Source organism: Azohydromonas australica DSM 1124 (genome assembly GCF_000430725.1).
Lineage (GTDB): Bacteria > Pseudomonadota > Gammaproteobacteria > Burkholderiales > Burkholderiaceae_C > Azohydromonas > Azohydromonas australica.
The window spans coordinates 25281-45290 of the sequence record NZ_AUMO01000076.1 but is presented as its reverse complement, the minus strand read 5'-3'; the positions used below and the strand labels follow the sequence as shown (position 1 = coordinate 45290).

Sequence of the window (20010 nt, the reverse complement as noted above, 5' to 3'; positions counted from 1 at the left end):
TGGCGCGAGCACGAATACCCCAAGATCGCGTCACGGGCCAAGCGCGAGGGGGCGCTGGTGATGTTTGCCGACGAGTCAGGGATTCGGGCAGACCACCATGCGGGCACGACCTGGGCGCCCAAGGGCCAGACACCGGTGGTCGAGGCCACGGGCGCGCGATATGGCTTGAACATGCTCTCGGCCATCTCTGCCAAGGGTCACTTGCGCTTCATGACGATCGAAGGCCGGCTCAATGGAGAAACCTTCTGCGAGTTCCTGCGCCGCCTGATCACGGGCATGGACCGCAAGATCTTCCTGGTGGTGGACGGACACCCCGCACACACCTCCAAGCTGACCAAGCAGTTCGTCGAGGACAACGCCGAGCGGCTGGAGTTGTTCTTCCTGCCTGGGTACGCGCCGCAGCTCAATCCCGACGAGCTCGTCTGGGGTCACATGACGACCCGCGTGGCCAAAGCGACAGCGCGGACCAAGGACGAGCTCAAGCGAACGGTCTACCGCACCTTGCATCGACTACAGAAGTTGCCTCGGGTGGTTGCGAGCTTCTTCCACGCACCGACCTGCCGCTACGCCTCAGCATGAGACTTTACTTACGCCGGTTTTAGTAATCCATCCCCGCCGCCACGCCGCGACCCAGCGACCACAGCAGCATCGTGGCCTGCTGCGCGTCGAGCAGCGCGTTGACGCGCGTGACCTGCAGGTTGTGGTACTCGCTTTCGGCGGAGATCACGTCGAACAGCGAGCGCCGTCCCAGCTGCTGCCACTGCAGCAGCGTGGCTTCGCGCAAGCGCTGGCTGCCCTGCAGCACCTCGGCGCTGGCCTGTGCGCGCTCGAAGGCGGCACGCGCCTGCTCGTGCGTCTCGGCCACGCGCTGCAGCCGTGACGCCAGCGCGTCGTCGCGCTGCGCCAGCGCCGCATCGGCGCGCAGGGCCGCGGCGCGCTGCGCGGGCTCCAGGCTGCGGTCCACCAGCGGCACACTCAGGCTCACGCCGCCGCTCCACACCGTGGTGGGCGCCGTCGCACCGGCTTGGCGCGAGCCGCTCACGCTCCAGCTGACTTGCGGCAGGGCGCTCGCGCGCGTGGCACGCGCCAGGTGGGCCTGTGCCTGCGCCTGCGCGCTGAGCTGGGCGATGGGGCTGGCAGCGGCGGCCTCGGACAGCAGCGGCTCCAGCGCCGGAGGGCCGGGCAACAGCGCCTCCAGCGGCGCCGGCGGCGGCAACGATTCGCCCACGAAACGGCGCAGCCGCGATTCCACTTGGCGCTGCTGCGACTGCGCCAGTGCCAGCGCCAGCTCTGCCTGGCGCAGCGTGTTGCGCACTTGCAGCAGCTCGCTGGCTCGGCCTCGGTCGGCCGCCACGATGCGCTCCAGCGCTCCCACCAGGCAGCCCATGCGCGAGGCGTAGCGGGCGTAGACCTCGGCCTGGCGCCGGTAGCGCTGCTGCTCCAGCGACAGCGACACGGTCTGCAGCGCCACCTGCTCGCGCGCCTCGATCTCGCCCAGGCGAGCGGCTTCCAGCAGCCGCTCGCGCCAGTTGACCAGCGCCGCGCTGCGCCCGGCGTCGAACAGTGGGGCGCTCACGTTGACGTTGAGCTGGCCCTGCAGCCCCTCCTGGCGCAACGTGGAGTGATGCTGCGACAGGCCGCTGGCGGCGGCACCCAGCGTCACGCGCGGCAGCGGCGCGGCCTGCGCCTCCTGCAGGTCGCCCTGCGCCGCCTCGGCCAGCAAGCGGGCCGCGCCCACGGACTGGCTGCGCGCCAGGGCCTGCTCCAGCAGCGCCTGCAGCGCGCGGCGCGCTTCGGTGGTGGCCTGCGGGTTCACAGTGGCCGCCATGGGGGCGGCCTGCGCGTCGCTGCAGATGCCGGCCGCGGCGTGCGCCGGCACGGCGGGCAGCACCAGCGTGGCGGCCAGCAGCGCGGCCAGGGCAGGGCGCGGCGCGGCGCGCCCAGGTTTTGCGGGCCTCACTTCAGCGCTCCCGGAACGCTTCGGTGGAGCGCAGCAGCGGGCGCATTAGGAAGCTCAGCACCGAGCGCTCGCCCGTGCGGATGTCCACGGCACCGGTCATGCCCGGGATCACGGGCAGCAACTCGCCGCGCGGGGTGCGCAGGGCCGCCTCGTCCGTGCGCACCAGCACGCGGTAGTAGGTGTTGTCGCCGGCGACGCGGTCGGGGTCGCCCAGAGTATCGGGGCTGATGTGCTCCACGCGGCCCATGAGCCGTCCGTAGATGGAAGGCTCGTAGGTGTTGAGCGTGAGCTCCGCGCTCTGGCCCACCTGCAGGAAGCCGATTTCCGAGGGCTTCACGCGCGCCTCCACCAGCAGCTGCGTGCCGGTGGGCACGATGTCCATCACCGCTGCGCCCGGCGCGACCACGCCGCCCAGCGTGACCGTGCGGATGTTCTTGACCACGCCGTCCACCGGCGAGGTCAGCACCGTGCGGCGCAGCACGTCGGCGCGGCCTTCCTGCTGCTCCATCAGCTGTGCCAGGTCGGCGCGCACGCGCAGCAGATCGGTGCGTGCGTCCTGGCGGAAGCGGTTGATGCGCTCCTCGCCCTGCATTTCCTGGTCGTTGAGCTGGCGTTGCAGCCGCATGACCTCCACTTCCGACAGCAGGCCCTGGGCCGACATGTCCTGCGCCACCTGCAGCTCGCGCCTGAACAGTGCAGCACTGCGGCGTATGGCGGCCAGCGCGCCGTCCAGCGCGCGGCGCCGGGCCTGGAAGGCCTCGGTTTCCGAGCACACCAGCGCGGCGTGGCGCGCCACCTCGGCCGGGAACTGCGGCGTGCCGCCCGAGGCCTCGGCCTCCAGCCGTGCGATGGTGGCCTGCAGTGCCAGTTGCTTGGCTACGCCCTCGTTCTGCTGGGCCTGGAAGCGCGTGGGGTCCAGCCGCGCCAGGGGTTGCCCCGCGCGCACCGGCTGGCCCTCGCGCACCAGCAGCTCGGCCAGCAGGCCGCCTTCCAGGCTCGCAATGGACTGTTCGCGACCATCGGGAATGACGCGCGCGTCAACGTGCGCCATGCGGTCCACGCGCGCCAGCGACGCCCAGGCCACCAGGGTCGCCAGCAGCGCCGCCATCAGCCACAAGGCCCAGCGGCCGCGCGGCAGGTCGTCCAGATGCTGCGCGGCGCGCAGCTCCGAGAGGTATTGCGCCTCGGCGGGGCTCAAAGCGTTCTTGCCGGCCATGAGGGGTACGTCTCAAGAAGGGAAGCCACGGTGCGGCGCAGCACTCAAGCCTGTGCCGCCGCCTGCAGCGGCACCGCGGCGGCCGAGGCGGGTTGCCCCGCGGTCACCTGCCGCTGCGGCTGGGGTTGCTGTGGTTGTTGGGAGGGCTGCGGCTGTGGCTGCGGGGCCAGCGACGCCATCACGGCGGCCTTCGGGCCGTCGCGCACCACCTGGCCGTTGTCGATCACGAGCACGCGCTGCGCCAGCTCCAGCACGGCCGGGCGGTGCGTGACCATCACCAACGTGCGGTCGCCCACGGCGGCGGCGAGCTGGCGAAGAAACAGGAATTCGCTTTGCGCATCCATGGAGCTGGTGGGCTCGTCCATGAGCAGGATGCGCGGGCGTGTGACCAGGCAGCGCGCCAAGGCCACGAGCTGGCGCTGGCCGCCCGAGAGCAGCGCGCCCATCTCGCCTACTTCCATCTCCCAGCCCTGGGGATGCGCGTCCACCATACGGTCGAGCCCGGTAAGGCGGGCCACCTCGGCCAGGGCTGCGGCATCCACGCCGGGGCGGCCCATGGCCACGTTCTCGCGCAGCGTGCCGGTGAACAGCCGCGGCTCCTGCGACACGAAACCCACCTGGGCACGGAAGTCGGCGCGGTTGAGTTGGCGCAGGTCCAGCCCATCTACTTCCACGCGGCCCTGTGTGGGCTCGTACAGGCCCGCCAGTACGCGCAGGATGGTGGACTTGCCGCTGCCTATGCGCCCGAGCATCACCACGCGCTCGCCCGGTTCCACGCGCAGATTCACGTTCCTGAGCACCTGCGGCGCCGGTGCGGCGCCAGTGGGCGGGTAGGCGAACTGCACATCGCGCAGCGCGATGCGCCCGCTCAGCGCCATGGGCGGCAGCGACGCCGCGCCGGGGGGCTGTTCGGTGGGCAGCGACATGAGCTGCTCCAGCGCCCGCAGCGCCGCACGTGCACCCTGGTAGCGCGTGGCCAGACTCACCACGCTGGACAGCGGCGCGATGGCGCGGCCGGCGAACATCACCGCGCCGATGAGGCTGCCGGCGCTGATCTGCTTGTCGGCGATGAGGTACACGCCCCACACCAGCATGGCCAGCGTGATCGCCTGCTGCGAGCCCGTGGTGAGGTTGCTGCTCCAGCTTGCGACGCGGCGCGAGCGCAGCGCCGTTTCGGCGGCGGCGGCGGTGGCCTGTTCGAAACGCTGCGCGAAGCGGCCCTGCGCGCCCACGGCCTTGACGTCCTCCAGCCCCTCCAGCGCCTCCACCAGCGCGGCCTGCTGCTCGGCCTGATGCTTGAGGTTGGAGCGCATGGCGCGGCGCAGCGCACCCTGCATCAGCGCCGTGGCGCCCAGGATCAGCGGGACTGCCACCACCATGACCCAGCCCAGCGGCCCGGCCACGGCGAAGATGGCCACGATGAACACCAGCACGAAGGGCAAGTCCGTGACGGCGGACATGGTGGCGGAGGTGGTGAAGTCGCGCACCAGCTCGATCTGCGCCAGTTGATGGGCGCAGGCGCCGGATGAGGCGGGGCGGTGCTCCATGCGCACATCCAGCGTGTGGCGGAACAGCGCGGTGCCCACCAGCAGGTCGACCTTCTTGCCGGCCACGTCGATGAGGTGGGCGCGCAACTGCCGTGCTACGGAGTCGAAGGCCAGCGCCACCAGCGCCACGGCCGTGAGCGCCCACAGCGTGACGAAGGCCTGGTGCGGGATGACCTTGTCGAAGGTCACCGCAGTCACCAGCCCCATGGCCAGTGTGAGCACGTTGCTCAGCAGCGCCGCCATCATCGCCGAGCGGTAGTGCGGCGCGAAGCGGCGCAGCACGCTCCAGAGCCAGTGCGGTTTGTCCTGTCCGGCCGAGGCCGCCGGGTTCACCGGTTGCGGCGTGGCCAGCAGCGCGAAGCCGCTGTGGCGCGCGGCCAGCGCGCTCGCTTCCTGCACCGTGGCCTGGCCGGTGCAGGGGTCCAGCACCTCGTAGCGCGCGCCTTCGTCCAGGCGGCGCAGCACGACGCAGGCCCCGCGCTCGTGCAGCAGCAGCACGACCGGGAACACCAGTGCGTTGAGCTGGGCCAGCGGGCGCTGCACCACGCCGGCCTTGAAGCCCGCGGCCTGCAGAGCTCGCAGGGCCTGCACGGTGTCGAGCCGGCCCTCAAGGGCTTCACCCGCCAGCAGCGACGCCGCACTGTGCTCGCGCCCATGGTGGCGCGTGAGCCACAACAGCGCTGCCAGCAGCGGGTCGGCCGCCGCGGCGGCATCGGGGCCCAGGGCAGTGCTCATCAGCTCTTACGGTGCTCAAGCGCCAGGCGCTCGAACTCGGCTTCCAGCCCGCGCACGAAGCGCGGGGTGTCGAACAGCGCCGACTGGCGGCCCTGCTCGGTGAGGTAGCGCCGGTACGAGGCCACGCGCGCGGGCGTGTTGCCCAGCAGCACGGCCATGCGCTCGTACTCGGCCAGCGAGCCCGTCGCCAGCTCGGGCAAGCCCACGTGCGTGAGCAGGCTGCCGGCCATGCGCGAGATGTAGCTGCGGCCCGAGCAGGTCAGCAGCGGCAGCCCCATCCACAGCACATCGCTGGCGGTGGTGCCGCCGTTGTAGGGGAAGGTGTCGAGGAACAGATCCGCCAGCGGCAGCCGCGCCAGGTAGTCCGGCGGCGCCACGCGCGGGGCGAAGACCAGTCGCTCGCGCGCCACGCCCTGGGCATCGGCGGCTCGCCGCATGTTCTCCTGCGCCCACTCGTTGTCGGCCAGCAGCCACAGCACGCTGTTCGGCACTGCGTGCAGTACCCGCATCCACAGCCTGAACACTTCTTCGGTGAACTTGAAGTTGTTGTTGAAGGCACAGAAAACGAATGAGTCCTCGGGCAGGCCGTACTGCGCGCGCGTGGGTGCAGCGCCGATCTCGCGCTGGCGGTCGCTGACCTGGTAGCAGCCGGGCAGGTAAATTGGACGCTCGCTGCTGTAGGGCAGCAGCTCCGGAGGCATGACGTAGCGGTCGGCGATCACCCAGTCCACGCCAGGGATGCCGCAGGTGCCGGGAAAGCCCAGGTAGCTCACCTGCACCGGCGCCGGGCGCTGCGTCAGGATGGCCGGGCGCGCGCCGCTGGTCAGGCCTTGCAAGTCCACCAGCACGTCGATGCCCTGCTGCGCGATGAGCTGCGCGGCGGCCTCGTCGGAGAGGGACCCGATGGGCCAGACCTTGTCGACGCCTGCCTTCAAGCGCGCGCGCAGCGGCGAGCCGTCCTCGCGGCTCCAGCAGAAGGCATGCACCTCAAAGCGCTCGCGGTCGTGCGTCTCGTACAGCTCGGCGGTGAGCAGCCCCACGGCGTGCATGTGCAGGTCGCCCGAGAGGTAGCCGATGCGGATCTTGCCGGTGCGCAGCGGCTGCTTGGCGTGCAGCGGCGTTGACAGCGACTTGTACCCCCGCTCCAGCACGAAGCGCTGCGCGGCGAGCATGTGCAGCGCCGGGTCGTCGGTGGCGCTGAGCATGGCCAGCGCCGAGGTTCCGGCCAGCAGGTGATAGTGCGTGAGCGCGCCCACAGGCTGGTACACCGGCCAGGCGCACTGCTTCTGGCGCAGGTGCACGTAGTGCTGTATCGGGCCGGGCTGCGCGGGGGCGAGCTCCAGGCTCTGGCGCAGCCAGGATTCGGCTTCGTCGAAGCGGCGCAGTTGCTCGCACAACCGTGCGCTGTTGTTGAGGGCGTGCAGGCGCAGCTGCAGCGTGGCGTCATCGGGCGCGGACTGCAGGGCGATGGAGCGCCACTGGGCCAATGCCTCGTCGTGGCGGCCGAGCTGTTCGAGCTGGTGGCCCAGGTTGAGCCGGGCCTGCGCGAAGTCCGGCGCCGTTTCCAGCGCGCGCCGGTAAGCCTGCTCCGCGTCGGCCGCACGCCCAAGCGTGCCCAGGACCACGCCCCAGTTGAAGCAGGCCAGATGGCGCAGCGGCGAGGCGGTGTGCGCGAGCCAGTCCTCGTAGAGCCGTGCGGAGGCTTCCGACAGTCCCTGCTGCGTCAGCCGGCCGGCGCTGTCGAACAGCTCGGGCAGCGGCATCCGGCCCGAGCGGGCCTGGGCGAACAACTGCTCGAGCGCGGCCTCGCGGACAGCAGGGGGCGAAACGGTCTGTGAGGACATGGCAGGGCCGGCAGGCATAAGACTTCTGCGGCAATTGTGGAGAGCAGCGGCAGTACGCGATCGGTGCATCAAGCGGCAAAAGGAGGGCTATCTCGGCGGACGGCGCAGGGGCTGTCAACAACACGACGAGCGGCCGTGGCAGGTTAGCCCCTCAACTGCCTGGCCAGCTTCCGGTAGTGCGTGGCCTTGTCGGTCTGGTCCATGCCCTCGTAGAGGACAGCCAGGTTGTGGGCCGCCAGATAGCTGCCGCGGCCCGGCACGCCATCGAGCATGGGGCGCTCGCCGATCTCCAGGCAACGCAGCCAGGCAGCCTCAGCCAGCGGCAGCCAATGGCCGAACGCCTGCGCCGGATGCTGGACGGCCGAGTCCAGTAGCAAGTTGCCCAGGGTGAAGAAATAGTCCGGGCTTTCCTGGAGCCCGTCCAGCATGTCGCCGGAAAGGACCAGCGCCTGTTCCAGTTGGCCGGATTGGGAGAGGCAGTAGAGCAGCCGGACTGAAGCGTCCTGGCGGTAGCTGGCATCCACGGGAGTCAGCGCCAATGCTTGGACGTAGTGGTCACAGGCTTGAGCAAACTCGCCGCCAATTTCGAAGTCCTTGCCCAACTGGTACTGCATGTAGGGATCGTCCGGACGGGCCCGCACTTCCCGCAGCAGTAATTCGCGGTTGCGTCCCGCCTTGCTCGCCAGTTGTGAAGGCAAGTAGCCGTCGTGCCCCAGCACCAACGAAAGGGGCCGTCTGGGCCAGGCCGAAACCGGTGATTCGTGGATGCGCCCCTGGTAGCGTACGCCGCGCGGTAGAAGCCGGGGCAGCCAGGTATGGCTGTGTTCGCGCCGGGCACCGATGTTGAAGTCGCTTCGAACCAAGACCACACCTGTGAACGGCTCGGTAGCTTCTTCAACGAGATGCAAGCACTGTGCGCCGCTGCTGATCCATTCGTCGGCGTCCAGGATGAGATTCCAGTCGGCAGCCGCCAGCTCCAGGGCCGTATTGCGGGCGGCCGAGAAGTCCTCGTTCCAGGCGGCATGGTGCACCTCAGCACCGCAGCGCCTGGCAAGGGCGGCGGTGTCGTCGGTCGAGCCCGTGTCCAGCACCAGCATGCGGCTGACGTGCTCGCGGGCACTGAGCAGGCAGCGTCGGATGCAGCGTGCCTCGTTGCGGGCGATGACGACCAGGGCCAAGTCCAACGGCTTCCGGGGCAGGGGAGGACGCTTCATGAACTGGGGCTTCCTCCTTTGGTGGTGCCACGAGACAGGCGCAGCCGGGCTGGCGCCTGCAGTGGTCTTTGTTGGAGTCAGTGCACGGTGCGGAGCCGCGCGGCCAGCAGCCCGTCGAGCTCATCGAGCCAGGGCTCGGCCAGGCGCCGAATCTGCGCGTCGTTGAAGAGGATGCGCTGCAGGATGCGCATCTTGAGCTTGGCCTGCTCCGGCGCCAGTGCGACCTTGGCCTGCTTGATGTCCGAGATCAGCACGCCGCATGCGCTTTCGAGCTGAATGACCGCATCCCAGTCGCCACGGCGCGCGGCCGACAGCATGTCGGCGCTGGTCTTCTCAATGGCTTCGTAGTAGCTCAGCAGCGAAGTGGTCATGGCGTGCGCGATGGATGCGCAGGGCGGCGGCCTTGCGGCCTCAGCGGGTGCTTCCGACTTGTGGGCCAATGGCGACCCAGGCCTCGATGATCGGCTCGATAAGGCGCTTGCACTCGTCCAGCAGCGCAGGGTCGTTGCGCAGGTTGGCCTGCGTCAGGCGCAGCGAGATGTAGGCGTAGAGGTCGCCCAGATCCGAGGCGAGTTGCCCGCCCTGCTCTCGGTTGAGCGCACTGCGCAGCCCTTCGTCAACGATGCGCACGGCGCGGCTGAGCACGCTGCACTTGAGTTCGGTTTCGCCCTGCGCCATGGCGCCCTGGGCCTTGGCCAGGCAGTCGAGCAGGCCCTCGAACAGCAGGGTCACGAGCTTGTGCGGCGAGGCGGCACTCACCCCGGTTTCCACGCCGATTTTGTGGTAAGCGTGGGCCAGGCCGGCAGCCGCACCACGAGTGGGGGTAAAGGAGGAATTCGCGTTGAACATGACGATGGCGTGAAAAGTAGTTGCGGGTGCTTGCGATTGCCACCAGTGTGACCCGTTACCTGAGATGCTGGGCAGCGTGCAGCGAACGGACTTACGGCGGCAGGTGCAGAACCGGAACTCAGCTTGTGTAGTAGAGGTTGCTCAGATTCGTGACTTGCGCCGCCAGTGCGTTGAGCGAGGACATCTTGGTGTCCAGCGCTTGGTACTGTTTTTCCAGTCGAGCCTGGGTGCGGGCCACACGATCCTCGATTTTCTCCTGCTCGGTCTGGTTGCGTTTGAGCTTGCTTTGCAGGCCCTCGGTGCGGGTGCTCAGCACGCCGTCGCTGCGGGTGATCTGATCGATACGAGTGCTGAAGCGCACCCCGAAGCCGTTGTTTCCGGCCATCGTGTCGTCGGTGCTGGAGAAGAGCTTGGCCACCTCCTCGGGCTGCTGCAGCGCAGCCTTGAGCTTGGCGGTGTCGAGCTTGAGCGTACCGTCACTGGAGGTGCTGAAGCCGATGCTGGCCAAGCTGCCGTACACCGGGGAGGCCGCGTTGGTGCCCTGCAGCAGCGAGCGCATCTGGCTGCGCAGGCCTAGCGCGGTGCTGTCTCCCTGCAGCGGGGCGCCCTTCTTGGCTGCTTCGTCGTACTTGGTCTGGTCGCGCAGGTAGCTGTTGAGCGCGTTGTAGGCGGCCATGAAGTCCTCGACGGCCTTTTGCTGGGCCGTGGCGTCGGAGGTGGAGGACACCTTGACCGGGGCGCTGATCTTCTTCAGGAGCTTAAGCGTGACGCCATCGATGGCGTTCTTGAACTCGTTGGTGGTGGACTCCACCGGCACGCCGTTGACGGTGATGGCCGCGTTCTGGGCTTCCTGGCCTACCGACATCGTTCCGCCGACATCGTTGAGGCCGGCGTAACTGAATTCGCCCATGCCTCCACTGCCCGCGATCTCGATCTGGTCCTTGGTACCGGTGTTCTTGGATGTCAGGGAGAGCTGGACAGTGCCGTCGAGGTTCGTGACCAGCGAGGCGACCACGCCGGCACCCGCCGCGTTGATGCGGTCGCGCACCTGGCTCAGCGTGGTGTTGGGGTCTGTGAATTCCAGTGGCACGGGGTTGGTGCCCTCCTTGTACTTGGGCGGCGGGCCATAGTCTTCCACCAGCCCGATCGTCAGCGAGCCCGCGCCCAGAGGCTCCGAGGGTTGCATGGCTCTGGAGTAAAGCGACTGGGCGCGGGCGAGCTGGCTGACCTCGACGTCGTACTCGCCGGCGCTGACGCTGCCGCTGCTGGTGGCGGTGAGCACCGTGGTGTCGGAGGCGGTGGCCGTGCCCTGGGTCCACAACGAGCTCTTGGACAGCGCCGCGGCCGAGTCGCGCAGCGTGGACATCAGGCTCTGCACCTTGCCGTAGGAGGACACCTGCGTCTGGATGCTGCTGGCCGCGGTTTTGAGCTGCTCGATGGGCTTGCGCTCGACTGCCATCAACTGCGAGACGAGGCTCTGGACGTCGATACCGCTGCCGATGCCGGCGGACGAGATGGTCATGTTCTCCGCTCCTGGTGAGGGTTGTAGGTGGCAGATCGGCGACGCTTGCAACAACTTGAGGCCGTGCCGACGGTGACGCGGGCCATGCAAAGCCGTCTGCGGTAGCCGTGGCGCAGGCTGTGACGGGTGTGGCCCGCGCCAACGGAGCTTCAGCTCTGCAGTAGCTTCATGATCTGCTGCGGCTGCTGGTTGGCCTGCGCAAGCATGGCTTGGGCGGCCTGGCTCAAGATCTGCGAGCGTGCGAGGTTGGCGCTCTCGGCAGCGTAGTCGGCATCCATGATGCGGCTCTTCGCTGCGCTCTGGGCCTCCGCCGAGATTTGCAGGTGGGAGACGGCCGCCTCGAAGCGCGACTGCGCCGCGCCCATGGTCGCGCGCTGGTTGCTGATGTTGTCGAGCGCCTTGTCAATGTTGGAGATCGTCTCGCTGTACACGGGATTCATGGGCTCAAGCGTCGCGCGGGGGACGCTGGGACTGCTGCTGGCCTTGCCGGCTGCAAGCTTGACGCTTGGATCCTCGGTCATGTCGACGATATTGACAGTAATCGCGTCGTTGGAGGTGCCGTTGGCACCGACCTGGAAGCTCAGGTCCTTACCCGTGGGAGCAGGGAGTGCATCGGAACCCAGGATCTTCATCTTGTTGAAGGTCGTGCCGCCCAGCAGCAGCTGCACTTGCTCGGCCAGTTGCCCGAACTCCTTGTCCAGCGCTTCGCGGTCGGACGTGCTGTTGGTGTCGTTGGCGGCCTGGATGGTGAGTTCGCGCATGCGCTGCAGCGCCTCGCTGGCCTTGCCCAGCCCGGCATCGGCGGTCTGCGCCAGCGAGATGCCGTCGTTGGCGTTGCGTACGGCGGCGTTCATGCCACGCACCTGGGCCGTCATGCGCTCGGCGATCGCAAGGCCGGCGGCGTCGTCCTTGGCGCTGTTGACGCGCAGCCCGCTGGAGAGGCGCTGCATCGCCGTGGCGGCCGAGTTTTGACTATTGCCGATGTTGCGCTGCGCGATGAGCGCGGCCAAGTTGGTGTTGAGCGTCATGGCGGGATTCTTTTTTCAAGGTCGGCGCAGGGTCCGAGTCGCGGCTGGGCGAAGTCGTGACGGGGATGATTCTTGGGCGAAAAGGCCCCGGTCAAAGCGTGGAGGAAAGGGTGGTTCGTGGCACAGTTCGCGCGCCGGATGAAAAAAAGCCCCGGCGAGGTACTGCCGGGGCTGTTTGGTTGCCCAGGCAACCGCGCCCGGGCGCAAACCCGGGCGTGAGCGGCGCAATCAGCGCAGCAGCGACATGACCTGCTGCGGCTGCTGGTTGGCCTGCGCCAGCATTGCCTGGCCAGCCTGCTGCAGGATCTGCGAGCGCGACAGGTTCGACGTCTCGGTCGCGTAGTCGGCGTCCATGATGCGGCTCTTGGCGGCCGACTGCGCTTCCGAGGCGGACTGCAGGTTGGAGATGATTGAGTCGAAACGCGACTGGTAGGCGCCCAGGTTAGCGCGCTCTTCGTTGACCAGGTCGATGGCGGTGTCAAGGTCGTCGATCACGAGCCGGGTGGCGTCAGCGTCTCCCGTAATACTGGCCCGGAACATGGCCGAGCCGGCAGCTACCTTATCGTTTGTATTATCACCGTCATTGTTCATGTCCCAAGTTGCGGTCAGCTCCTGGGAGGCGTTGAAGCCTGTCACGGCCGTGATCCCGTTATGCGTGGACGCATAGTTGTTCACCTTCACTTCGACATGATCGTCGGTGCTGATGTTGGCGCCAATCTGGAAGGACAGCGCCTTGGAGGTGGGGTCCGTGATGGTGGTGTTGTCGGGTACCGCCGTATTGTCGCGATATGCGGTCTCGACATCGGCCATGGTGAGACCGGCTCCAGCATTAGCGCCCAGGATGCTCTTGCCGTTGAAGGTCGTCCCACCGAGCACGCGGTTGATTTCCTCGGCCAGCTTGCCGAATTCCTTGTCCAGCGACACGCGGTCGCTCGTACTGTTGCTGTCGTTGGCGGACTGCACGGCCAGCTCGCGCATGCGTTGCAGCGAGTCGCCGATCTTGCCGTAGGCGGCTTCCATGGTCTGCACCATCGAGATGCCGTCGTTGGCGTTGCGAATGGCGGCGTTCATGCCCTTGACCTGCGCGGTCATGCGCTCGGCGATGGCGAGGCCGGCGGAGTCATCCTTGGCGCTGTTGACGCGCAGGCCGCTGGACAGGCGCTGCATCGAGGTGGCGAGCGAGCCCTGGCTGGAAGAGATGTTGCGCTGGGCGTTCAGCGAGGAGAGGTTGGTATTGACGGACATGCCCATGATGTAGCTCCGTATGTCTTGGTTGACTCAGTCAGACGCCGGTATTGCGGCCACTGCTGGCGGACTGCGGACCGTTTGTTCATTTGACGATCCGTTGCTTGGTGTATCGGCCGTCTCGCGCCGGAACTTGAGGGCCTGTCAACGAAAATTTGCAGCCTTTTTGGAGCGTGCTGCCTGAGGGCGAAACCCGGGCTGTCATCGCATCATCGGCCGGGCCTAGGCAAGCTTGAGCGCCAGACGCGTGTCGCCTCCACGGGGTGGAGTGCTTGTAGGAATTTGCCTGACACGGCCCCTGGAAGAAAAGGGACTCCAGTGACCGAGATGGGCCGATATTCGCCCGCTGTTCCGGCTTCTACAGTTCGTACCACGCTGCAAACAGACCGTGACTCTTGTCAGAGACCGCCATGAACACCGACCAAATCCTTGCCGAGATCCGCGAAGCCAACCTGTCGTACCTGATGCTGGCGCAGAGCCTCATCCGCATGGACCGTGAGCAGGCGCTGTACCGGCTGGGCGTCTCCGACGAGACCGCGGGCCTGATCGCCGCGCTCACGCCGGCGCAGATGCTCAAGATCGCCTCGGGCAACACGCTGCTGTGCCGCTTCCGCATGGACGACGACCTGGTGTGGAGCCTGCTGACCAACCATGGCCGCGGCGCGGCCAACGACGGCGTGAGCCGGCTGCATGCCTCGATCCTTATGGCCGGGCGCCACCAGGAAGCGGCCTGAGCCCGCCACGGCCGCCCGCCCATCGCGCAACCGTCACCGCATCATCGCCATGGCCCGCAACAAGAGCATCCTGTCCGAAGCCCGCCAGATCGAGCGCGCCGTTACCCTGATCAACCTGGGCGCGCGGCTGCAGGTGCTGGAGAGCGAGACCGACCTGAGCTACGAGCGGCTGCTGCGCCTATATAAGGAAGTGTCAGGCAAGAGCCCCAGCAAGGGCCAGCTGCCGTTCTCCACGGACTGGTTCATGACTTGGCAGCCCAACATCCACGCCAGTCTCTTCCTCAACATCCACGAGTACCTGAACAAGAGCGCGGCGCTGGAGGACATCGACATCATCATCAAGGCCTACCAGCTGTACCTGGAGCAGACGCAGTGCCAGGGCCTGGAACCGCTGCTGTCGGTCACGCGCGCCTGGCGCCTGGTGAAGTTCGTGGACAACGGCATGCTGTCGTTGACGACCTGCAGCCGTTGCGCCGGCCGCTTCGTGACGCATCCGCACGAGATCGCCAAGCACTACATTTGCGGCCTGTGCAACCCGCCCGCGCGCGCGGGCAAGGGCAAGGCCGCGGGCAGCCTGTCGATGCATTGAGCGCCCCGGGGCGTGCCCGGCCGGGTTCAAGTCTGGGCCGGACGTGCCGATAAGCTCTTGGCCGCGGTCCTTGTTGGTCGTTGTTCCGCCGCGCTTTTCGTGAAACTCGTTCGCCTGCCGTCGCAACTCCTCTTTGACATCACCGAGCTGCCTTTCGACGTTTTCAACGTGCAGGGCCAGCTGCTGCTGTCGGCCGGCGCGCCCATCGACTACGGAACGCGGCTGCAGCTGCTGCGCTGGGCGGTGTACGCCGAAGAGACGGAATCCCAGCCCTGGCGCGAGCAAATGGAGCAGCTGGCCGAGGAACGCAAGGAACGCGCGCGCCGCGCCAGCGAGGACTATCTGCTGTCGTCACGGCGCAGGAGCCTGAGTCAAGAGTGGACCATGGCGGCCATGGCGCTGGAGGCGGCGTTGCGTGAGCCGCGTGAGGATGGCCGGTGGATTCGCGCGGTGCGCGAGCTGCGTACCCGCGCGCGGCACCTGGTGGAGATTTCGCTGGACGCTTCGGTGTGCCACCTCATCCATACCGGTGGCCTGCATACCAACCTCTACAGCTGCCACCAGTCGTTGCGCTGCATGGTCGTGGCCGGCGAGTGCGCGCGCGTACTCGGCTGGGACAGCGGGCGGATCGAGTCGCTGGAGTTGGCGGCGCTGACGATGAACGTCTCCATCCGCCGGATGCAGGACATGCTGGCGCTGCGCGACATGGGCATCAGTGCCGGGCTGCGGGCGCAATTGGCACAACACCCGCGCGACTCGGCAAGGTTGCTGGCCGCCGCAGGCGTGATAGACGGAGTGTGGCTGGGCGCGGTCATGCTGCATCACGACAGCCAGCTCGACGCGCAGCCGCTGGCAGGGCTGTCCACGGCGCAGCAGGCCGCGCGGCTGCTGCGCCGGGTTGATATTTTCTGTGCCAAGCTCAGCCGCCGCGGCCACCGCGCGCCGATGCTGGGCCTGCGGGCCGTGCGCGAAGCCTGCGTAGGTCCTGACGGCAAGCCCGACGAGATCGGCACGGCGCTGCTGCGCACGGTGGGTATGTACCCGCCGGGCAGCTTCGTGCGGCTGGCCAGTGGCGAGTGCGCGCTGGTGCTGGCGCGCGGCAGCCGGGCGCATGCGCCGCGCGTGGCCTCGTTCGCTGACGCTAACGGCGCGGCGCTGGCCCAGCCGCGGCTGCGCGATACGACGCAGGCAACCCTTGCCGTGAAGACATCGCTGAGTCCGGCCGACGTGCACGAGCGGCCCAATCACGAGAAGTTGTTGGCGTTGCTGCTGCGCTGATCCGTTGCGTGCCGCCCCGGCGGGCTCAAGTCGTACCGGCGGGGGCCGATACTAGGCCGACTCGCCAACTCACCCCACTTCATGTTCGTTCTCATCGGCTGGACCCTGGCGCTGAGCTGCGTTTTCGGCGTCTTCGTCGTACACGGCGGCAACATCGTGATCGTGCTGCAAGCATTGCCCTTCGAGCTCGTCACCATCGGTGGCGCGGCGCTGGGCGCGTTCGTGGCCAACAACCAGCCCAAGGTGCTCAAGGCCACGCTGCGCAGCCTGAAGACGTGCTTCAAGGGCTCCAAATACAGCAAGACGCGCTACCTGGAGCTCATGGCGCTGCTCTTCGACATCCTGCAGAAGGCGCGCAAGGAAGGCCTTATCGCCATCGAGCATGACGTGGACGCGCCGGCGGAGTCGGCGCTGTTCCAGCGCTACCCCGTCGTCGGCGCCGACCGCCACGCCGTAGAGTTCATCACCGACTATCTGCGCATGATGGTCTCGGGCAACCTCAACGCGCACGAGATCGAGAGCCTGATGGACAGCGAGATCGAGACCCACCACGCCGAGGCGCATGCACCCGCGGCGGCGATGACGCGCGTGGCCGGCGGGTTGCCGGCCTTCGGCATCGTCGCGGCAGTGCTGGGGGTGGTCAATACCATGGGCTCCGTGGGCCAGCCCCCGGCGGTCCTGGGCGCCATGATCGGCTCGGCGCTGGTGGGCACCTTCCTGGGCATCCTGTTGTCCTATGCCATCTTCGAGCCACTGGCCGGGCTCATGGAACAAAAGGCCGACGAGGCCACCAAGGAGCTTCAGTGCATCAAGACCACGCTGCTGGCCTCGATGCAGGGCTACGCGCCGCAGGTGGCCATGGAGTTCGGGCGCAAGGTGCTCTATTCCACCGAGCGGCCGTCCTTCGCCGAGCTCGAAAACCACGTCAAGGGCAAGAAATGATGCGCCGGGACGTTCAGGGCTGAGCCATGGCGGGTGACGTCAAGGGGCAGCCGCCCATCATCATCAAGCGCGTGCGCAAGAGCACGCACGCGCCGCACAGCGGCGCGTGGAAGATCGCCTATGCCGACTTCGTCACGGCGATGATGGCCTTTTTCCTGCTGATGTGGCTCATGGGCTCGCTCACCGAGGGCGACCGCAAGGGCTTGGCCGACTACTTCAACTCTCCCATGAAGTTCTCGATGAGCGGCAGCACCAGCACCGGCACGGGCGACGCCACGAGCATCATCAAGGGCGGCGGTCAGGACCTCTCGCGCAGCACCGGCCAGATCAAGCGCGGCGAAATCGACCCCGTGAATAACCACAACGCGCTGCGCCCGCTCAAGGGCGACCAGGCCCGCGCCGAGGTGCGCCAGCTCGAAGCGCTCAAGCTGCGCGTGCAAAAGAAGCTCATCGACAATCCGCGCCTGAATTCGCTGTCGCCGCAGATCAAGGTCGAGATGGTGCGGGACGGGCTGCGTATCCAGATCGTCGATGAGCACAACCGGCCCATGTTCGCCAGCGGCAGCGCGGTGGTGCAGCCCTACATGCGTGAGCTGTTGCGCGAAATCGGCCAGACGCTGGCTGACATCTCCAACCGCCTCACGCTCGAAGGCCACACCGACGCGCATCCGTACGCCGGCGGTGACCGCGGCTACAGCAACTGGGAGCTCTCCAGCGACCGGGCCAACGCCAGCCGGCGCGAGCTCATTGCCGGGGGCCTGCCCGAAGATCGCGTAGTGCGTGTGCAAGGTCTCGCATCAAGCGTGCTGTACGACCCGCAGGACCCGCTGAACCCGCAAAATCGGCGCATCAGCATTATCGTCATGAACCGCGAAGCCGAGGAACGCTTCTTCCACAGCGCGTCGGGCCTGGCCCAGAGCCTGGACGGCAAGGACTCAAGCGTTCCCGGCGTCCCGCCGATAACCCCGGCGCCTCCCTCCATTCGCCCGCAACGCACACCATGAGCACCCCCACCGATCTGAAGTTCCTGATCGTCGACGACTTTTCCACCATGCGCCGCATCGTGCGCGGTCTGCTCAAGGAGATGGGTTGCCACAACGCCGATGAAGCCGAGGACGGCGCCATCGCGTTGAGCATGCTCAAGAACCAGAAGTTCGATTTCGTCGTCAGCGACATCAACATGCCCAACATGAACGGCTTCGAGCTGCTGTCGGCGGTGAAGGCGGATCCTTCCCTGAAGCACCTGCCGGTGCTCATGGTCACGGCCGAGGCGCGCAAAGAGGACATCGTGCGCGCGGCGCAAAGCGGAGCGGCGGGATACATCGTCAAGCCCTTTACCAAGGCCACGCTGGAAGAGAAGGTGCAGAAGATCCTGCAGAAGATGGCTGCAAGTGCCTGAAGTGATGGAGCGCGACATGAATCTTCCAGAAATGCCCACGCCGAGCGCGCCGCTGATCGTTTCACCCGAGGTGTTCCAGCAGCTCGGTGCCATCACGCGCATGCTGCACGACACGATGCAGCAGCTCGACGTGATGCCGCGGCTGCAGGCCGCCACCGACGGGCTACCCGACGCGCGCAGCCGGCTGCAGTACATCGCCACCAAGACCGCCGACGCCGCCAACAAGGTGCTCAATTCGGTGGACCAGGCCAAGGCCGAGCAGCAGCGCATCAGCCAAACCACGCGTGAGATGGCCGCGGCCATGGTGGCCAACCCCGTCAAGGCCGTGGCCTCCGGCGCGGTGATGAACTTCATGCATGACGTCGAGCAGTCCTCGGCGCGCATCGACGCTCATCTGACCGACATCATGATGGCGCAGGACTTCCACGACCTCACCGGGCAGGTGGTGGCAAAGGTGGTGAACCTGGCCAACGAGCTTGAGGACGGGCTGGTCAAGCTGCTGGTGCAGGTGATCCCGCCCGACCAGCGCGAGAAGCTGCACGCGCCGTCCTCGCTGGCCGCCGTGGCCCAGGAGCTCGACGGCCCGGTGGTTGATCCCGCGGGCCGCACCGACGTCGTCAGCGACCAGAGCGAGGTTGACGACCTGCTGGCGAGCCTGGGGTTCTGAGGGCATTCGCCCACTGAAGAGCCGCCATGGCTGACGAAGGCGGCCAAGACCGCGAGTTACCCGCATCGGAACGCAAGATCCGCAAGGCCCGCGAGGAGGGCCAGGTCGCGCGTTCGCGCGACCTGGGCCATTTCGCGGCGCTGGCCGTGGGCGGCGCGGTGCTGGTGGCGTTCGCGCCCCTGCTGGTCGAGCGGCTGCGGCAGCTGCTGGCGCACGGGCTGCGCTTCGATGCGCACGCGCTTGCCAGCTCGCAGATGATGCTGGAGCGGCTGTCCGAGCTGGGGCTGCAGTTCTTGCTGGTGGTGCTGCCGCTGGGGCTAGTGATGGCGCTGGTGGCGGTGGCCGCGGCGCTGGGCGGCGGCGGCTGGAACTTCACCACGAAGGCGCTGCAACCCAATTTCACCCGCCTCAATCCGCTCACGGGCGTGGTGCGGCTGTTCTCCAAGGACCAGCTCGTGCAGACGCTCAAGGCGTGCCTGCTGGCGCTGGTGCTTGGGCTGGTGGGCGCGCTGTACTTGCGCGCGCACCTGCAGGATTTCACGGCGCTGCTGACGCAGGCGCTGCCCCAGGCCCTGGCCGACAGCGGCGGGCGGATCTACGGCGGCCTGGCGCTGCTGGTGGGGGTGCTGGCGCTGTTCGCGTTGGTGGACGTGCCGCTGCAGCGCTTCATGCTGCTCAAGCGGCTGCGCATGAGCCACCAGGAGTTCAAGCAGGAGCACAAGCAGGCCGAGGGTAGTCCGGAGGTCAAGGGCCGCATCCGCCAGCGTATGCGCGAGGCATCGCGCCGGCGCATGCTCGCGGCCGTGCCCAAGGCCGACCTGGTGGTGACCAACCCGACGCACTACGCCGTGGCGCTGCGCTACGACGAGGCCACGATGGCCGCGCCGCGCGTGGTGGCCAAGGGCGCCGACTTGGTGGCGCAGCGCATCCGCGACCTGGCGCGAGAGCACAAGGTGCCGGTGCTGGAGGCGCCGCCGCTGGCGCGCGCGCTGTATGCCCACGGCGAGCTCGAACGAGAGATCCCCACTGCGCTGTTCGCCGCGGTGGCGCAGGTGCTGGCCTACGTGTGGCAGCTCAAGGCGGCCATGGCCGGGCGCGGCACCATGCCCGCGGCGCTGCCGGCGCTGCCGGTACCGCCGGACATGGACCCGCAGACCAAGTCCGCGCAAGGCTGATTCCGGCGCGCGATCGCCGGTAAAGGCGTTCCACCATGCCTGCGAAGGCGGGCATCCACGTTGACC

General features: G+C 67.8%; 19 protein-coding genes. 9 read left to right on the top strand and 10 right to left on the bottom strand.

Translation table 11 applies throughout. The features are described from left to right. Positions 1 to 579: IS630 family transposase (locus tag H537_RS0112945; protein ID WP_028998266.1), on the top strand; the 579-nt coding region annotated here is incomplete at its 5' end. A 19-nt stretch (positions 580 to 598) separates the two neighbouring features. Here H537_RS0112945 and H537_RS0112940 read toward each other — a convergent pair. From H537_RS0112940 to H537_RS0112895, 10 genes are all read right to left on the bottom strand, one after another. Beyond that, the gene (locus tag H537_RS0112940) at positions 599 to 1960 is read right to left on the bottom strand and encodes a TolC family protein (RefSeq protein WP_028998265.1); all 1362 of its coding nucleotides are present in this window, start codon (positions 1958 to 1960) and stop codon (positions 599 to 601) included. Position 1961: 1 nt separating this feature from the next. Next, positions 1962 to 3176, bottom strand: a complete 1215-nt coding sequence (locus tag H537_RS0112935; RefSeq protein WP_028998264.1) for a beta-barrel domain-containing protein — start codon at positions 3174 to 3176, stop codon at positions 1962 to 1964. A 44-nt stretch (positions 3177 to 3220) separates the two neighbouring features. Continuing rightward, positions 3221 to 5458, bottom strand: a complete 2238-nt coding sequence (locus tag H537_RS42705; RefSeq protein ID WP_051242508.1) for a type I secretion system permease/ATPase — start codon at positions 5456 to 5458, stop codon at positions 3221 to 3223. Next, complete coding sequence (locus tag H537_RS42700) at positions 5458 to 7302, bottom strand: O-linked N-acetylglucosamine transferase, SPINDLY family protein (protein ID WP_043458705.1); 1845 nt, start codon at positions 7300 to 7302, stop codon at positions 5458 to 5460. Before H537_RS42700 ends, H537_RS42705 begins: the two co-directional genes overlap by 1 nt. A gap of 143 nt (positions 7303 to 7445) precedes the next feature. Next, complete coding sequence (locus H537_RS0112920) at positions 7446 to 8516, bottom strand: tetratricopeptide repeat-containing glycosyltransferase family 2 protein (RefSeq protein ID WP_028998263.1); 1071 nt, start codon at positions 8514 to 8516, stop codon at positions 7446 to 7448. Positions 8517 to 8593: 77 nt separating this feature from the next. Next, positions 8594 to 8887 (bottom strand): flagellar protein FliT, encoded by a 294-nt coding sequence (locus H537_RS0112915; protein ID WP_028998262.1) that lies wholly within the window; start codon positions 8885 to 8887, stop codon positions 8594 to 8596. A gap of 40 nt (positions 8888 to 8927) precedes the next feature. Next, the gene (gene fliS, locus H537_RS0112910) at positions 8928 to 9275 is read right to left on the bottom strand and encodes a flagellar export chaperone FliS (protein WP_238446676.1); all 348 of its coding nucleotides are present in this window, start codon (positions 9273 to 9275) and stop codon (positions 8928 to 8930) included. A 208-nt stretch (positions 9276 to 9483) separates the two neighbouring features. Continuing rightward, complete coding sequence (gene fliD / locus H537_RS0112905) at positions 9484 to 10887, bottom strand: flagellar filament capping protein FliD (protein ID WP_028998260.1); 1404 nt, start codon at positions 10885 to 10887, stop codon at positions 9484 to 9486. A 149-nt stretch (positions 10888 to 11036) separates the two neighbouring features. Further along, on the bottom strand, positions 11037 to 11915 hold the full coding sequence (locus tag H537_RS0112900; protein WP_028998259.1) for a flagellin N-terminal helical domain-containing protein: 879 nt from the start codon (positions 11913 to 11915) through the stop codon (positions 11037 to 11039). A gap of 228 nt (positions 11916 to 12143) precedes the next feature. Next, positions 12144 to 13166 carry a flagellin N-terminal helical domain-containing protein gene (locus tag H537_RS0112895; protein ID WP_028998258.1) on the bottom strand — a complete coding sequence of 341 codons (1023 nt, stop codon included), beginning with the start codon at positions 13164 to 13166 and terminating at the stop codon, positions 12144 to 12146. Positions 13167 to 13570: 404 nt separating this feature from the next. Between H537_RS0112895 and flhD the strand changes: the two genes are divergently transcribed. The 8 genes from flhD (at position 13571) to flhB (ending at position 19944) form a co-directional block, all read left to right on the top strand. Then, entirely contained in the window at positions 13571 to 13894 is a 324-nt protein-coding gene (gene flhD / locus H537_RS0112890) for a flagellar transcriptional regulator FlhD (protein ID WP_028998257.1), read from the top strand. Between the two features lie 49 nt (positions 13895 to 13943). Next, complete coding sequence (gene flhC, locus H537_RS0112885) at positions 13944 to 14483, top strand: flagellar transcriptional regulator FlhC (protein ID WP_028998256.1); 540 nt, start codon at positions 13944 to 13946, stop codon at positions 14481 to 14483. A 99-nt stretch (positions 14484 to 14582) separates the two neighbouring features. Further along, complete coding sequence (locus tag H537_RS49145) at positions 14583 to 15761, top strand: HD-GYP domain-containing protein (RefSeq protein ID WP_051242505.1); 1179 nt, start codon at positions 14583 to 14585, stop codon at positions 15759 to 15761. An 81-nt stretch (positions 15762 to 15842) separates the two neighbouring features. Next, entirely contained in the window at positions 15843 to 16703 is an 861-nt protein-coding gene (motA, locus tag H537_RS0112875; protein ID WP_028998255.1) for a flagellar motor stator protein MotA, read from the top strand. Between the two features lie 26 nt (positions 16704 to 16729). Then, the gene (gene motB / locus H537_RS42690) at positions 16730 to 17707 is read left to right on the top strand and encodes a flagellar motor protein MotB (protein WP_043458704.1); all 978 of its coding nucleotides are present in this window, start codon (positions 16730 to 16732) and stop codon (positions 17705 to 17707) included. Further along, complete coding sequence (cheY, locus tag H537_RS0112865) at positions 17704 to 18102, top strand: chemotaxis response regulator CheY (protein WP_028998254.1); 399 nt, start codon at positions 17704 to 17706, stop codon at positions 18100 to 18102. Before motB ends, cheY begins: the two co-directional genes overlap by 4 nt. Positions 18103 to 18118: 16 nt before the next feature. Continuing rightward, on the top strand, positions 18119 to 18769 hold the full coding sequence (locus H537_RS0112860) for a protein phosphatase CheZ (protein ID WP_028998253.1): 651 nt from the start codon (positions 18119 to 18121) through the stop codon (positions 18767 to 18769). Between the two features lie 26 nt (positions 18770 to 18795). Then, positions 18796 to 19944: a flagellar biosynthesis protein FlhB gene (flhB, locus tag H537_RS0112855; protein WP_028998252.1), complete on the top strand. Its 1149-nt coding sequence runs from the start codon at positions 18796 to 18798 to the stop codon at positions 19942 to 19944. Positions 19945 to 20010 lie beyond the last annotated feature (66 nt).

Coding starts and splice junctions, on each gene's coding strand:
- H537_RS0112935 (WP_028998264.1), bottom strand. CDS start 3,176: ATGGCCGGCAAGAACGCTTTGAGCCCCGCCGAGGCGCAATACCTCTCG.
- H537_RS0112915 (WP_028998262.1), bottom strand. CDS start 8,887: ATGACCACTTCGCTGCTGAGCTACTACGAAGCCATTGAGAAGACCAGC.
- H537_RS0112920 (WP_028998263.1), bottom strand. CDS start 8,516: ATGAAGCGTCCTCCCCTGCCCCGGAAGCCGTTGGACTTGGCCCTGGTC.
- cheY (WP_028998254.1), top strand. CDS start 17,704: ATGAGCACCCCCACCGATCTGAAGTTCCTGATCGTCGACGACTTTTCC.
- H537_RS42705 (WP_051242508.1), bottom strand. CDS start 5,458: ATGAGCACTGCCCTGGGCCCCGATGCCGCCGCGGCGGCCGACCCGCTG.
- fliD (WP_028998260.1), bottom strand. CDS start 10,887: ATGACCATCTCGTCCGCCGGCATCGGCAGCGGTATCGACGTCCAGAGC.
- flhD (WP_028998257.1), top strand. CDS start 13,571: ATGAACACCGACCAAATCCTTGCCGAGATCCGCGAAGCCAACCTGTCG.
- H537_RS42700 (WP_043458705.1), bottom strand. CDS start 7,302: ATGTCCTCACAGACCGTTTCGCCCCCTGCTGTCCGCGAGGCCGCGCTC.
- motA (WP_028998255.1), top strand. CDS start 15,843: ATGTTCGTTCTCATCGGCTGGACCCTGGCGCTGAGCTGCGTTTTCGGC.
- H537_RS0112895 (WP_028998258.1), bottom strand. CDS start 13,166: ATGGGCATGTCCGTCAATACCAACCTCTCCTCGCTGAACGCCCAGCGC.
- H537_RS0112900 (WP_028998259.1), bottom strand. CDS start 11,915: ATGACGCTCAACACCAACTTGGCCGCGCTCATCGCGCAGCGCAACATC.
- H537_RS0112860 (WP_028998253.1), top strand. CDS start 18,119: ATGAATCTTCCAGAAATGCCCACGCCGAGCGCGCCGCTGATCGTTTCA.
- flhB (WP_028998252.1), top strand. CDS start 18,796: ATGGCTGACGAAGGCGGCCAAGACCGCGAGTTACCCGCATCGGAACGC.
- motB (WP_043458704.1), top strand. CDS start 16,730: ATGGCGGGTGACGTCAAGGGGCAGCCGCCCATCATCATCAAGCGCGTG.
- flhC (WP_028998256.1), top strand. CDS start 13,944: ATGGCCCGCAACAAGAGCATCCTGTCCGAAGCCCGCCAGATCGAGCGC.